Origin of the sequence: Streptomyces sp. NPDC038707, from assembly GCF_040636485.1 — a bacterium.
Lineage (GTDB): Bacteria > Actinomycetota > Actinomycetes > Streptomycetales > Streptomycetaceae > Streptomyces.
Map to the genome: position 1 here is coordinate 17775 of NZ_JBEZUP010000055.1, position 13773 is coordinate 31547.

Below are 13773 nucleotides of genomic sequence, written 5' to 3' on the forward strand. Positions count from 1 at the left end.
CGGACCGCCAACGGGTTCCGGTCCGCGTTCCGCTTGCACCGAGGCGGTCGCGGAAGTTCCGCGCACGGCGGTGTTTGCCCGCCGGGCCAGGGGGCAGGCGGAATCTCGTGCTTCGGACCGGAGGCGCGCGCCCAGCGGGGAGACCCGCTGCCTGGGCCCCTCCCGCCGGGCCCGGCGGCTCACCCGCGGCGAAACCCTGACACCACCGTTCGGGCAAGAACCCGGAACCCCTGTTTCCGGAGGTGCCCTGAAGCCACGTTCAGGAGCGATTCCGCATGCTGACCGACATGTCGACAAGCCGTCCCGGCGCGACCGCCCCCGCCACCGGCGGGACGTCCGCCCGTCGCAACCATGACGACGCCCCCGACACCGCGGCGCTGTTCGCCCGCCTCGCGGAACTGGACGACGGCCCCGAGCGGGACGCCGTACGCGACGAACTCGTCACCGCCTGGCTGCCCATGGCCCACCGGATCGCCGGCCGGTTCCGCGACCGCGGCGAGTCCGTGGAGGACCTGCGCCAGGTGGCCGCGCTGGGACTGGTGAAGGCCATCGACCGGTTCGACCCGTCCCGCGGCGCCTTCGAGAGCTATGCCGTGCCGACGATCACCGGAGAGGTCAAGCGGCACTTCCGGGACCGGATGTGGGCCCTGCGGGTGCCGCGCCGCGTCCAGGAACTGCGCAACCGGGTGCGGGTGGCCCGGCGGGAACTCACCCAGAACCCCGGCAGCCCCGAGCCCACCGTCGCCGACATCGCCGCGCACACCGGGCTCACCGAGGAGGAGGTCAGCGCCGGGATGGAGGCGCTGGAGAGCTTCAGCACCCTCTCCCTGGACGCCGAGCTGTCCGCCGGTGACGACGGCTACAGCCTCGCCGACACCCTCGGTGAGACGGACACCTCGTACGACGTCGTCGTGGACCGGGAGGCCGCCAAGGAGGGGCTGCGCCGGCTGCCCGAGCGCGAGCGGGCCATCCTCTACATGCGCTTCTTCGAGGACATGACCCAGAGCCGCATAGCCGACCGGCTCGGCATCTCCCAGATGCACGTCTCCCGCCTGATCAGCCGCAGCTGCGCCCGCATCCGCGAGGAAGCGCTCGGCACGCGCCGCCCGGGTTCCGCGGGCGGGCGGTAGGCGGTCGCGCCGCGGGCGCCGACGGGTCTCAGCGCGACCGGACGGCGGCCCGGCCCGTCCGCGCGAGTGACGGCAGGCCTCCGACGGGTTCCGCCGGGCCTGTCGCAACGGCACGGCAGGCGGGTTCTCCCGCCGGCGGCCGGACGCCAGGGGTGCCGCGGCTCACCGGTTCTGACCGCCGGTGACCCCGAGGGGGCGGGCCAGGCCGGAGACCGCCTCGTCCAGGCGTTGCAGATGGCGCAGTACCCGGTCGGTCACCCGGCCGTAGCGCGGGGTGCGCAGGGTCCCCGGCTCCAGCATCGACGCGATGCTGGGGCCGCTCTCGATCTCCTCGGTGGCCCGCGGGTCCGCCACATGCGCCGCGATCGCCTCGATGTTGTGCACGATCCGCCCGCACGCCCCGCGCAGCCGGGGATCGGCCGCGATCGAGGGGTGCGTCGGCAGCAGCTCGGCCGTGGCCGCCAGGGACCGCCCGTGGTACGCGCAGGTCTCCAGCAGCGCCACCACGTACCGCACCGAGTCCCGGCGCGAACGCAGCGGCGTGATCGGATGGGTCAGCGGCTGGGTGGCCGCCCGCAGGTCCGCCAGCGCCTGGTCCAGCTCCCGCGCCCGCTCCACCAGATCGCCGCCCGCCCCGCCGCTCAGCTGGTCGACGGCGCCCCGCGTGACGTCGGCGAGCCGGTCCAGGACCGCCACCAGCAGCTCGTCGGTACGGCGGTGGGTGTGCACCGGCAGCACCACCGCCGCGGCGAACACCCCGCAGGCCGCGCCGAGCGCCGTCTCCTCGATCCGCAGCACCAGCACCTGCGCGCTGTAGGTGTTCAGCAGCGTGTACAGCAGCCCGAGCATCGCCGTGACGAAGAACGACATCAGGGTGTACGACAGCGGCGCGGTGTAGAACATCGCGAAGATGAACAGCAGCACCAGGGCGAACGCCGTCCAGGTGTGGTGCCCGACCAGCCCGGCGAGCCCGATGCCCGCCACCACCCCGAGGACCGTGCCCAGCAGCCGCCGGTAGCCCTTCACCAGGATCTCGCCGGTGGAGGCGGTGTTCAGGAACACGATCCAGCAGGTCAGCACCGCCCAGTACCAGCGCTGGCTGGACAGCAGCTCACCGCCGGCGATGGCCAGCGAGGAGCCGACCGCGACCTGGAGGGCGGCCCGGGTGGTGGGCCGTTTCAGCCCGGTCGGCTCCGCCGTCTGCGGGGCCTGCTCCTCGCTGATCTCGATCGCGGTGTCCTCCGCGTCCAGTTCCTCGCGCGAGCGGGTGGTCGCCGGGCTGTCGGCGGACTCGTCCTGCGGGCCGTCCAGCGCCAGACGCAGACCGAGCGAGGCACGGGCCGCCTCGCCGAGCCCCCGGAAGACGTCCTGCACGGCCGGGGACGCGTCGGGAAGGTTCTCCTCCTCGCGGTAGCCCAGCAGCCGGTTGCGCACCTGGGCGAGCGCGACCCCCGACGCCTCCCCGGCCGGGCGCAGCATCAGCACCCGCAGCGCCCGCAGGTCCCGGCGCAGCGCGGCCGCCGCCCCGTCCCGCACCGGCAGGGCGACCCCCGAGGGCACCGGGGCGCCCGGCAGATGCAGGGTGAGGGTGTCGGTGCGCTCGGCGCTGCGCGCGGTGAGCAGCAGCAGCCCCAGCCGCTCGGCCGCGATCTCGGCGTCCGCGACCCGGCGCTGGAGCAGCCGGGCCACCGCCGGGTCCGGGGTGCCGTCCTCCAGCCGGCCCTGGATGAGCAGCGCCGTCTCGTGCAGCCGGGCGGTGCGGTCGCGCAGTTCCTCGAGGATCTTCTCCATCTCCTCGGGTCCGGCGTCCGGCAGCTTCGCCTGGCTGGCGATCAACTGGGCGAGCCGCGCGCGGAAGGCTCGCCGCAGCCGGTCCAGGGTGCCCGCCGGGGTCTGCGGCAGCAGCACGAAGCGGGCGGTGGCGCTGCACGCGAACGCCACGCAGATGACGCCGTACAGCGCGGGCAGCACGCCCGGCGTGGCGCGCACGAACAGCGACAGGAAATAGACCTGGAACCCGATCAGCCCGAGCGCCGTACCGCGGTCGCCGAACCGGCGGCCGTAGACGGCACTGAAGATCAGTGCGACGAAGAACAGGTCGCCGGCGACGACGTGCTGGTTGAGCAGCGCGCCCAGCGACACCGAGGCCAGCGCCACCGGCAGGCCCAGCGCGAGGGTGAGGGCCTGCCGGGCGGGCTGCTTCTCCCGGATGGCGAAGGTGGCGACCATCGCGGCCATGGCCCCGGCGACCAGATGGGGCACCGGGACGCCGACGGCGGCCAGGACGGCGAGGGTGAGGGCGATGGCGGTGACCGTGCGCAGGCCCGCCGTCAGCCGGAGCAGTCCGGGGTCCGACGCCGCGAGCCGGTCCCACATCCGTACCCGTCCCGACCGTCCCCGTGCCCTCACTCCGCCGCGCTCTCTTCCGTACCGGACATGATCCGCGACCCAGCATCGCACGCGGGCCGGGGGCTACCGTCCCTCGGCCAGAGTGGCGGCCACCAGGGCGTTCGCGTGCCCGTGGCCGATCCCGTGCGCCGACTTCAGCCAGCCGACCAGCTCCATGTGCCGGGTCAGCGGCGAGGAGCGGATCAGCTCCTGCCACTCGGCGACCGGGCGGCCGTACTTCTTCTCGATCGAGGGGAAGTAGCTCGCCGGGCCCTTGACGGTCTGCTCACTCATGGTGGTGCGTCCTTCCGCGTGATGTTCCGTGATCACCTGGTAGGACGGCCGGCCCGGGCCGCACTCATCGGCCGCCGCCGGTGATCACGGTCACATCAGGCCGGGCCGGCGGACGCGCCCTCCACCCGGTCCCGCACCTGCTCCGGCGTCAGATAGGAGTCGGTGAACTCGAAGTCCTTCAGCCGGGCCGGCTTGCGCGCCTGGAAACCGGTGCGCACGAAGTCGTCGCCCGCGACCGCGTTCAGCAGCCAGTTGGTCATCACCCGGGTCTTGGCGACGTTGGTGCGCAGCGCCGACCAGTGGTAGCCCCGGGCCACCGCCTGCGCGGGCACCCCGCGCAGCTCCACGCCGAGCGGCTTGGACACCGCGTCCTTGCCGCCGAGGTCGACGACCAGACCCAGGTCCTTGTGCTCGTAGGGCCGCATCGGCTGTCCGCGCAGCGTGGCGATCACGTTGTCGGCGACCACCTTGCCCTGCCGCATGGCGTGCTGGGCGGTGGGCGGACAGACCGCGCCCTCCGCGTCCTTGGCCAGGTCCGGCACGGCCGCCGCGTCGCCGAGCGCGAACACCCCGTCGTGGCCCGGCAGGCACATCTCGGCGGTCACCGCCAGCCGGCCCTTGACCGTCTCCGCGCCGAGCGTGGCGATCAGCGGACTGGCGACCACCCCGGCCGTCCAGATCAGGGTGTGCGTCGGCACCACCCGGCCGTCGGTGAAGGTGACCTCCTCGGCACCGGCCTTCTCGATCGACACCCCCAGCGACACCTCGATGCCGCGCCGGGCGAGGATCTCCTGCGCGCTGCGGCCCAGCTTGTCGCCCAGTTCGGGCATCAGCTTGGGCGCGATGTCGATCAGGTGCCAGCGGATCAGGCCCGGGTCCAGCCGCGGATAGCGCTGGACGGCGGCGTGGGTGAGGCGTTGCAGACAGGCCGCGGTCTCCGTGCCCGCGTAGCCGCCGCCGACCACCACGAACTGCAGCCGCGCGGCCCGTTCGGCCGGGTCGTCGCTGGCGTCCGCCAGGTCCAGCTGGGAGATGACGTGGTCACGGATGTAGGCGGCCTCGGCGAGCGTCTTCATCCCGAAGGCGTGGTCGGTCAGGCCCGGGATGTCGAAGGTGCGGGTCACGCTGCCCGGGGTCAGCACGATGTAGTCGTACGGCTCGTTGACGATCTGGTCGGTGATGGTGCGGACGACGCACACCTTGGACCTCAGGTCCACCCCGATCGCACCGCCCGGGATGATCCGGGTGCGGTACTTCTTGCTGCGGCGCAGCGACAGGGCGATCGACTGCGGCGTCAGCACGCCGGAGGCGACCTGGGGCAGCAGAGGCAGGTAGAGCTGGTAGGAGAACGGCGTCACCAGCGTGACGTCGGCCTCGTCGGGGGCGAGTTTCCGCTCCAGGCGGCGGACGCACTCGACTCCGGCGAAGCCTGCGCCCACCACCAGGATCCTGGGTCGTGTCACGGTGTTCATCCCTTTCTGCGGCTCCAGGCGGTCCGGCTCGACACCGTTCGCATGCCCTGGATCGCTGTGCGCCAACTCCGATCCCACCGCGCCCGGGGTCACCCCGCCAGCCGGATGCGGCAGGCAGACGAACGCGCGGGGGGCACCTCGCCCCCACTGCCCGGTGGAGTAACCGGTGCGCGCCCGCCTACACGTCGTACCGCCGGCCGGTCGCAGCCTTCGGCGTCACCAGGGCAGGAACGCGTGGATGTCCTTGCCGGTGTCGTGGACGACGACACTGACCTGGCTGCACAGCGTGTGCACCAGGTGCCAGCCGATCCCGCCGCCACCGGTGCGCGGATGGAAGGGCCGCGGTTCCGGCCGGGCCGGGTTGGTGTCCCGCATCGTCACGTGCACCCCGTCGAAGGTGCGGCGCATCCGCAGGTCGAACGGGCCCGGCGCGTACTGGATGGCGTTCGCGGCCAGTTCGGTCACCACCAGCAGGATGTCGTCCCAGTACTCCTGGGCGCCCGGCGGCGCCTGCCGGGACAGGGCGCGCAGGAACTCCTCCGCGGCGAGCCGCGCACCCGTGACGTTGCGCAGCTCGCCGGGGAAGGAGAACGTACGCTCGTACCTCTCCTCCGACGGTGGTGTGTCGTCCCAACGCGGCTCCGTCGCCATCTCGCTTCCCCGGCCCCGACCGGCCCCGCGGCCCGGGCGGTCTCTCGTCGTCGCTGATCTCTTCGCTGCGCTGCGGGTTCCCCCAGCCGCGCGGACTATCCGTCCGCTCTCCCCGTCCCCACGGATCCCGAGGGGTGCCACCTCCCTCAGCGGAACACGTCGTCCGTGTCGTCCCACTCGGCCGGCTCCCGCACCTCGGGCCGCGGCCGGGACCGGGTCGCGTACATCGCCTCGATCTCGGCCGCGTAGTGCCGTACCACCGCGTCCCGGCGCAGCTTCAGGGACGGCGTGAGCAACCCGTCGGCCGCCGCGAACGGTTCCGGGAGGACGCGGTAGACCCTGATGGACTCCGCGCGGGACACCGCGCTGTTGGCGGAGGCCACCGCCCGCGCGATCTCCTCCCGCAGCGCGTTCTCCTCCCGGGCCTGGCGGGCCGGGGCGTCCCCGGGCAGCGCGAGCGCGGTCCGCCAGTGCGCGAGGAAGTCCGGATCCAGGGTGATCAGGGCGCCGACACAGGGCCGGTCGTCGCCGATCACCACCGCCTGGTGGACGAGGGGGTGCGCGCGCAGCCGCTCCTCCAGCGGGCCCGGGGCCACGGTCCTGCCCCCGCTGGTGACGATGACGTCCTTCTTGCGCCCGGTGATCGTCAGGAAACCGTCGGCGTCCAGCCGCCCGAGGTCCCCGGTGGCCAGCCAGCCGTCGCGCAGCGCGGCCCGGGTCGCCCGCTCGTCGCCGATGTAGCCCTGGAACACCGAGGGCCCGCTGACCAGGATCTCCCCGTCGTCGGCCACCCGGATCCCGGTGCCCGGCAGCGCGGTGCCCACCGTCCCGGACTTCTCCCGGCCCGGCGGCTGTGTGGTGATCCCGCCGGAGGTCTCGGTGAGTCCGTAGCCGTCGTGCACCGGCACGCCGATGCCCTCGAAGAACAGGCCCAGTTCACGGCCGAGCGCGGAGCCGCCGGACGTGCCGCCCACCACCCGGCCGCCGAGCACCGCCCGCAGCCCCCGGTACACCGTCCGTTCGTACAGGGCGTGTTGCAGCCTCAGCTCCAGACCGGGGCCCGGCCCGGCGCCCAGCCGCCGGCGCTCCTCGGCCGCGGCGAACTCCCGCGCCGTGCGCGCGGCCCGCTCGAACAGGGCGCCCCGGCCCGCCTCTCGCGCGGAGCGCAGAAAGCTCTTGTACAGCCGCTCGAACAGCGATGGCACGCCGTAGAGGTACGTCGGCCGGAAGGTGCCGAGGGCCGACGTCAGCGCCGCCTCGGCCGTCTCCGGCTCGTGCCCCAGCAGGATCCCGCCGCGCACGCACATCAGCATGATCATCAGGCCGTACACATGGGAGAACGGCAGGAAGGCCAGCACGGACGGCCGCTGCCCCGAGGGCGCGGCGGTGTGCGCCCAGCCGGCCAGCAGGGTGTCGCACGGGTAGGCCAGTCCGCGGTGGCTGAGCACGCAGCCCATCGGCCGCCCCGAGGTGCCGGAGGTGTGGACCACGGCGGCCGTGGCGTCCGGCGGCACGAGCCGGCGCAGCGACTCCACGGTGGTGTGCGGCACCGCCGCGCCGTCCGCGACGAGCCCGGCGAGAGCGCCCGCGTCCAGCTGCCAGACGTGCCGCAGCCGGGGCAGCCGGACACACACCGTGCCGACGGTCATGACGGCCTGCTCGTCCTCCACGAGCGCGGCGACACAGCCGGTCTCCCGCAGGATCCACTCCACCTGGTCGCGCGCGGCGGCAGGGTGGACGGGCACCAGCTCGGCGCCGACGGCCCACAGGGCGTGGGCGAACACCGTCCACTCGTGCCGGGTCCGGGACATCAGGGCCACCCGGTCGCCGGGCGCGATCCCGGCGGCGACCAGGCCCCGGGCCACGTCCGTCACCTGGTCCCGCAGCTCGGCCGCCGTCATCGTCCGCCAGCCGCCGGCGGATCCCGCGCGGTACGCCAGCACCGGCAACGCGGGCTCGCGCTCCGCCGCGCTGAAGACGCTGTCGGCGAGGCCGCCGGTGAGCGGCGGGGCGGCGGCCGGGGCGAGGGCGACGTTCCGCATGCGCTGCTCCCGGGGTACGGAGGGTCACTCCGCCGATCGGCTCGGTGTCGGCGGTGCTCGAATGTAGCTCAGGGCACGGCGTTCGGTGACCGGATCCGGGAACTCGTGATCGACTGATGATGTGGGCGTGTCCGGGGGACTCGGGAGACATGAGTCATGTGAACCCCGATCCGGAGCCCGAGCGCAGCACCGGGCTGGAACCCGGCGGCGGAGTCCCGCCCGGCGAGACCCCGCCCGCCGAGAGCAGCATGCCGGAGGCCGGGCCCCGGGAGACGCACAATCCGACGAAGGGCTGGGCGAAGGCGCCGCTGACCCTGATCCTGGTCGTGGTGATCCTCGTCGCGGCGCTCTTCCTGGTCTACGCGCTGACCCTGATCCTGTGACGGCAGCCGTGCGGGACGCCCGGTGCCGGCGTCCCGTGACGGCCGCCGTGCGGAGGCTCGCCCCTGGACCCTGTGACGGCCGGGTGCGGGTACGTTCAGCCCTGGGTGCGCCGGGCGCACTCGGTGACGACGTCACGCAGGCTGCCGGTGTGCTCGAGCAGCCTGCGCTGCTCCCGCGCGCCGTTGCCGCCGCGCAGCAGTTCCGCCACGCCCCGCTCGGCACGGTCGGCGTCGCCGCTGGCGGTGAGCGCGTCCCCGGTGTGCTCCAGCAGGGACTCCAGCACCCGCGCGGCGGGCCGGGGCCGCAGGGTGACCGGGTCGAGCAGGTCCCCTTCCAGGCCGGACCGGGCGGCCTGCCAGTCGGCCAGCCGGAGCAGGCTCACCCCGGTGCCGGGCGCCGGCCGGCCCGCCCGCCACTCGGCCGCGGCCGTCTCCACCAGGGCGCGCACCAGCGTCGCGAGCAGGACGGCGGTCTCCGCGTACAGGCACACGTCCGCCACCCGGACCTCCACCGTCGGGTACCGGGCGGACAGCCGCGCGTCGAAGTAGACCATGCCCTCGTCCAGCACGACGCCCGTGTCCACCATGTCGGCCACCCGCCGGTGGTACTGCTCGGGGGTGCCGAACGGCTCGGTCGGCCCGGCCGTCGGCCAGCGGTTCCACACCCGGCTGCGATAGCTGGCGTAACCGGTGTTGCGGCCCTGCCAGAACGGGGAGTTGGCGCTCATCGCCCGCAGCACCGGCAGCCACGGGCGGATCCGGTCCAGGACGGCGACCCCCTCCTCGTCCGACTCCACCGAGACGTGCACATGGCAGCCGCACACGAGCTGGTCCCAGGTCGGGATCCCGAACCGCTCGGCCAGCCACTGGTACCGCTCGTTCACACTGAGCGCCGGGCTGACCGGCAGCGGCGAGGTGGCCAGCGCGGCGACCCCGCAGCCGATCTCCCCGGCGTGCCCGGCCGCCTCCTTGCGGCAGCGGACGATCTCGTCGCCGAGCCGCGCCATGTCCGACTGCGGATGCGTGGCGAACTCCAGCATCTGCCCGAACAGCTCCTTCTCGAAGACCTGCTGCCCGGGATCGTCCTGGGCGGCGCGGGCGAGGACGGCCGCCGCCAGCGCCTTCGGGTCGCCGCTGTCCGGATCGACCAGGAGGAGTTCCTCCTCCACTCCTACGGTGCGCACGTGGTGCCGCCCTTCCATGTCGTGCCGCGAGGGGCAGTCGGGTGTCTGTACGACCCCGGATGCCCCTCGGACGGCTGCCGACACCTGCGGCCGCTCAGCCCTCCGGCACCAGCCAGACCGTGGCCAGCGGCGGCAGCGTCAGGGTCAGGAACCCGTCCTCGGCCTTGACCGGCCCCCCGGCACCGACACCGCTGCCGCCGTAGCGCACCTCGTCGGTGTTCAGCGCCTCCCGCCAGGCCGCGGCACCGTCGGGCACCCACAGGCGGTAGCCGTGCCGGACGACCGGGGAGAAGTTCGACACCGCGAGCAGCGGACCGCCGTCGGCGGCGAACCGCAGGAACGCCAGGACGTTGTCGTCCGCCGCGTCGCACAGCACCCACCGGAAGCCGCCCGGGTCGGTGTCCCGCTGCCACAGCGCCGGTGTCGCCCGGTACACCGTGTTCAGGTCCCGGACCAGTGACTGCACGCCCCGGTGGTCGCCCGCCGAGTGGTAGTCGTCGCCGAGCAGCCACCACTCCGGGCCGTGCGCCTCGGACCACTCAGCGCCCTGCGCGAACTCCTGTCCCATGAACAGCAGTTGCTTGCCCGGGTGGGCCCACATGAAGCCCAGGTAGGCCCGGTGGCCGGCACGCCGCTGCCACCAGTCGCCGGGCATCTTCGACACCAGCGCCCGCTTGCCGTGCACCACCTCGTCGTGCGAGATCGGCAGCAGGTAGTTCTCGCTGTAGGCGTACACCATCGAGAACGTCATCTCGTGGTGGTGGTACTTGCGGTGCACCGGCTCCTTCTGGATGTACTCCAGCGAGTCGTGCATCCAGCCCATGTTCCACTTCAGCCCGAACCCCAGCCCGCCGCCGTCGGTCGGCCGGGTCACCCCGTCCCAGGCCGTGGACTCCTCGGCGATGGTCACCACCCCGGGGCAGCGCCGGTAGACGGTGGCGTTCATCTCCTGGAGGAAGGCCACCGCGTCCAGGTCCTCCCGGCCGCCGAACACGTTCGGCTCCCACTGCCCGGAGTCCCGCGAGTAGTCCAGGTAGAGCATCGAGGCCACCGCGTCCACCCGCAGCCCGTCGATGTGGAACTCCTCGCACCAGTACACCGCGTTGGCCACCAGGAAGTTGCGCACCTCCGTGCGGCCGTAGTCGAACTCGTACGTCCCCCAGTCCGGGTGCTCGGCACGCGAGGCGTTCCCGGGCTCGTACAGCGGGTCCCCGTCGAACCGGGCCAGCGCCCAGTCGTCCTTCGGGAAGTGCGCCGGCACCCAGTCCATGATCACCCCGAGGCCGGCCCGGTGGCAGGCGTCCACGAAGTACCGGAAGTCGTCCGGGGAACCCAGCCGGGGCGTCGGCGCGTAGTAGGAGGTGACCTGGTAGCCCCACGAGCCGCTGAACGGATGCCCCGCCACCGGCATCAGCTCGATGTGCGTGAAGCCCATCTCCCGCGCGTACGCCGGCAGTTCCTCCGCCAGCTCCCGGTAGGTCGCGCCGGGCCGCCAGGACGGCAGGTGCACCTCGTACACCGAGAACGGCGCCTGGTGCACGGGGGTGTCACCGCGGTGCGCCATCCACTCCGCGTCGCCCCAGGCGTAGTGCGAGGCCGTGACCACCGACGCGGTGTCCGGCGGGACCTCCGTGCCCCGCGCCATCGGGTCCGCCTTCAGGAACCGGTGTCCGTGCCGCGAGGTGATCTCGAACTTGTACCGGGTGCCCTCGCCGATCCCGGGCAGGAACAGCTCCCACACCCCGGACGCGCCGAGCGAGCGCATCGGGTACTGCGTGCCGTCCCAGTAGGTGAAGTCCCCGGCCACCCGCACCCCCCGGGCGTTCGGTGCCCACACCGTGAACCGGGTGCCGGCCACGCCCTGGTGGACCATCGGTTCGGCACCCAGCGCCCGCCACAGCTGCTCGTGCCGGCCCTCCCGGATCAGATGCAGGTCCAGCTCGCCGAGGGCGGGCAGGAAGCGGTACGGGTCGTGCACCTCCCGCTCCCCGTCGTCGTACGCCACCAGCAGGGTGTACGACGGGATGTCCGGGCAGGGCAGCACGCCGGCGAAGAGTCCGTCGCCCTCCGGGCGCAGCTCGGTGCGGGCGCCGTCGATCAGCACGCCGACCGCGCGGGCGTTCGGGCGCAGCGCCCGGATCAGGGTGCCGCCCGGTGCCGGGTGGGCGCCCAGCAGGGCGTGCGGATCGTGGTGCGTCCCGGCCAGCAGCCGGCCGCGGTCGTCCTCGTCCAGGGGGGCGGCCACGGGCGGCACGGGGCCCGCGGCCTCGGGACGCGTGGTGTCGCGCAGCGCCATGCGTCAGCCTCCCCACACGGCGAGCCGCTTGATCGCCGCCATCGGAACCGGCAGCCAGTCCGGCCGGTGTCTCGCCTCGTACAGCACCTCGTACACCGCCCTGTCCGTCTCGTGCGCGCGCAGCAGCGCGTGCTTCTTGCGTGGGTCCCAGCCCGCGCGGGCCGCGTAGCCCGCGCAGAACGCCTCCCGGCAGCGGCGCGCCCACTCGGGTCGCCAGGGGCGGCGCTGCCGGGCCGCGTAGTCGAAGGAGCGCAGCATCCCGGCGACGTCCCGCACCGGGGACTGCGGAGTGCGCCGCTCGGCGAGCGGCCGGGACGGCTCGCCCTCGAAGTCGATCACGAACCAGTCGCGGCCGGCCCGCAGCACCTGCCCCAGGTGCAGGTCGCCGTGGACCCGCTGGGCGGGCGGCCCGGTGTCGCAGGTGGCCAGCGCCGCGAACGCGGCCCGCAGGCCGGGCACGAAGGGCAGCAGCCCGGGTACGGCGTGCGCGGCGGCGTCCAGCCGCGCGCACATCGCCTCGGCCGTACCGCCGTTCTCGCCCGGCCCGGCCGGCGGGAAGGCCTCGGCCAGCGCCAGGTGCACCTCGGCCATGGCCCGGCCCAGCGCGTGGGCCTCGGCGGTGAAGTCGTCGCCCGCCGCGAGCGCGCCCAGCGCCAGCGACCAGCCGTCCGTGGCGTCCGGCAGGAACGGCTGGAGCACCCCGAGGGTGGCCGGGCGCGGGTCGGCCGTGGTGAACCAGGCCACCGGCGCCGGCACCCGGGAGCAACCCAGGGCGGCCAGCGCCGCCGGCACCTCCAGGTCCGGGTTGACGCCCGGCTGGATCCGGCGGAACAGCTTCAGGATGTACGCGTCGCCGTATACGACCGAGGAGTTGGACTGCTCGGTGTCCAGCAGCCGCGGCGGCAGACCGCCGGGCACCCGGGCGGCCGGGTCCGCCTCGAACCGCAGCGGGCCCGCCACGCCCGGCCGGCGCAGCCGCTCCAGCAGCAGCTGGGCCGAGCGCGGGTCGTGCAGCGCGTCGTACACCGCGTAACCGGCCAGCGGACCGTCCGTGGCCCGCCCGATGAACGCCCGCTCCAGCCGTGGCGCGAGGTGCCGGCGCAGGCTGAGCAGCAACTGGTAGCAGTCCCCGGGCGGCGGGGTGCCGCCGGGGGTGGGCACCGGCACGTGCGAGGCGTGCACCAGCAGGTGCAGACAGCCCGGGAACAGCTCGGTCACGGACAGCACCGACAGATCGGTGACGGGCCGGTCCTTGCCCGCGAACCAGCGTTGCCTCGGCAGCCATGCGCGCAGCAGCCCGCCGAGCGAGTCCAGGGACCCGTCGGGCGCGGTCGCGGCGCGCGGTCGGGGAGTGAGGGTGTTCGGCATGGTGACGCGTCCTTTCCTCGGCGCCGGACGGGTCAGCGGCGGCGGCCGATGCGGGATGCGACTCGGGTGAGCCGGAACCAGTAGAAACCGTGGCCTTGCAGGGTCAGCAGGTAGGGCAGTTCGCCGATGGCGGGGAACCGCACCCCGCCGATCAGCTCGACGGGGTGCCGTCCGTCGTAGGCCCGCAGGTCGAGTTCGGTGGGCTGGGCGAAGCGGGAGAAGTTGTGCACGCACAGCACCAGGTCGTCCTCGTACTCGCGCAGGAACGCGAGCACCGCCGGGTTGGAGGATGCCAGCTCCGTGAACGACCCCAGCCCGAAGGCGGGGTTCTGTTTGCGGATCTCGATCATCCGGCGGGTCCAGTGCAGCAGCGACGACGGGGAGGACATCGACGCCTCGACGTTGGTGACCTGGTAGCCGTAGACCGGGTCCATGATCGTCGGCAGGTACAGCCGCCCGGGGTCGCACGTCGAGAAGCCGGCGTTGCGGTCGGGGGTCCACTGCATGGGGGTGCGGACGGCGTCGCGGTCGCCGAGCCAGATGTTGTCGCCCATGCCGATCTCGT

11 protein-coding genes are annotated in these 13773 nt (G+C 73.8%); 2 read left to right on the forward strand and 9 right to left on the reverse strand.

Going from position 1 to position 13773, the window contains the following annotated elements; genetic code table 11:
• The first annotated feature begins 275 nt into the window (after window positions 1-275).
• Complete coding sequence (locus AB0E62_RS38130) at window positions 276-1130, forward strand: RNA polymerase sigma factor SigF (protein WP_362205095.1); 855 nt, start codon at window positions 276-278, stop codon at window positions 1128-1130.
• 162 nt (window positions 1131-1292) lie between these two features.
• On the opposite strand, the gene AB0E62_RS38135 is transcribed toward AB0E62_RS38130, so the two are convergent.
• The 5 genes from AB0E62_RS38135 to AB0E62_RS38155 form a co-directional block, all read right to left on the reverse strand.
• Window positions 1293-3506 (reverse strand): FUSC family protein, encoded by a 2214-nt coding sequence (locus AB0E62_RS38135; protein WP_362205098.1) that lies wholly within the window; start codon window positions 3504-3506, stop codon window positions 1293-1295.
• Between the two features lie 96 nt (window positions 3507-3602).
• Window positions 3603-3812 (reverse strand): DUF4287 domain-containing protein, encoded by a 210-nt coding sequence (locus AB0E62_RS38140; RefSeq protein ID WP_362205101.1) that lies wholly within the window; start codon window positions 3810-3812, stop codon window positions 3603-3605.
• Window positions 3813-3907: 95 nt separating this feature from the next.
• Window positions 3908-5284 carry an NAD(P)/FAD-dependent oxidoreductase gene (locus AB0E62_RS38145; protein WP_362205104.1) on the reverse strand — a complete coding sequence of 459 codons (1377 nt, stop codon included), beginning with the start codon at window positions 5282-5284 and terminating at the stop codon, window positions 3908-3910.
• Between the two features lie 216 nt (window positions 5285-5500).
• Window positions 5501-5935 carry an ATP-binding protein gene (locus AB0E62_RS38150; protein ID WP_030783700.1) on the reverse strand — a complete coding sequence of 145 codons (435 nt, stop codon included), beginning with the start codon at window positions 5933-5935 and terminating at the stop codon, window positions 5501-5503.
• A 146-nt stretch (window positions 5936-6081) separates the two neighbouring features.
• Complete coding sequence (locus tag AB0E62_RS38155) at window positions 6082-7977, reverse strand: AMP-dependent synthetase/ligase (RefSeq protein ID WP_362205107.1); 1896 nt, start codon at window positions 7975-7977, stop codon at window positions 6082-6084.
• Window positions 7978-8126: 149 nt separating this feature from the next.
• Between AB0E62_RS38155 and AB0E62_RS38160 the strand changes: the two genes are divergently transcribed.
• Complete coding sequence (locus tag AB0E62_RS38160) at window positions 8127-8360, forward strand: DUF6480 family protein (RefSeq protein ID WP_362205110.1); 234 nt, start codon at window positions 8127-8129, stop codon at window positions 8358-8360.
• A gap of 95 nt (window positions 8361-8455) precedes the next feature.
• Here the strand turns inward: AB0E62_RS38160 and AB0E62_RS38165 are convergent, their stop codons facing one another.
• From AB0E62_RS38165 to AB0E62_RS38180, 4 genes are all read right to left on the reverse strand, one after another.
• Complete coding sequence (locus AB0E62_RS38165) at window positions 8456-9544, reverse strand: glutamate--cysteine ligase (RefSeq protein WP_362205113.1); 1089 nt, start codon at window positions 9542-9544, stop codon at window positions 8456-8458.
• Window positions 9545-9638: 94 nt separating this feature from the next.
• Window positions 9639-11840 carry a 1,4-alpha-glucan branching enzyme gene (gene glgB / locus AB0E62_RS38170; protein ID WP_362205116.1) on the reverse strand — a complete coding sequence of 734 codons (2202 nt, stop codon included), beginning with the start codon at window positions 11838-11840 and terminating at the stop codon, window positions 9639-9641.
• A 3-nt stretch (window positions 11841-11843) separates the two neighbouring features.
• Window positions 11844-13208 (reverse strand): maltokinase, encoded by a 1365-nt coding sequence (locus AB0E62_RS38175; RefSeq protein ID WP_362205119.1) that lies wholly within the window; start codon window positions 13206-13208, stop codon window positions 11844-11846.
• Between the two features lie 32 nt (window positions 13209-13240).
• On the reverse strand, window positions 13241-13773 hold a 533-nt coding region (locus tag AB0E62_RS38180; protein ID WP_362205122.1), incomplete at its 5' end, for an alpha-glucosidase C-terminal domain-containing protein.

Bases quoted from the DNA above. Each gene is read 5' to 3' on its own strand.
- AB0E62_RS38145 (WP_362205104.1), bottom strand. From the start codon at position 5,284: ATGAACACCGTGACACGACCCAGGATCCTGGTGGTGGGCGCAGGCTTC.
- glgB (WP_362205116.1), bottom strand. From the start codon at position 11,840: ATGGCGCTGCGCGACACCACGCGTCCCGAGGCCGCGGGCCCCGTGCCG.
- AB0E62_RS38140 (WP_362205101.1), bottom strand. From the start codon at position 3,812: ATGAGTGAGCAGACCGTCAAGGGCCCGGCGAGCTACTTCCCCTCGATC.
- AB0E62_RS38130 (WP_362205095.1), top strand. From the start codon at position 276: ATGCTGACCGACATGTCGACAAGCCGTCCCGGCGCGACCGCCCCCGCC.
- AB0E62_RS38175 (WP_362205119.1), bottom strand. From the start codon at position 13,208: ATGCCGAACACCCTCACTCCCCGACCGCGCGCCGCGACCGCGCCCGAC.
- AB0E62_RS38155 (WP_362205107.1), bottom strand. From the start codon at position 7,977: ATGCGGAACGTCGCCCTCGCCCCGGCCGCCGCCCCGCCGCTCACCGGC.
- AB0E62_RS38160 (WP_362205110.1), top strand. From the start codon at position 8,127: ATGAGTCATGTGAACCCCGATCCGGAGCCCGAGCGCAGCACCGGGCTG.
- AB0E62_RS38150 (WP_030783700.1), bottom strand. From the start codon at position 5,935: ATGGCGACGGAGCCGCGTTGGGACGACACACCACCGTCGGAGGAGAGG.
- AB0E62_RS38135 (WP_362205098.1), bottom strand. From the start codon at position 3,506: ATGTGGGACCGGCTCGCGGCGTCGGACCCCGGACTGCTCCGGCTGACG.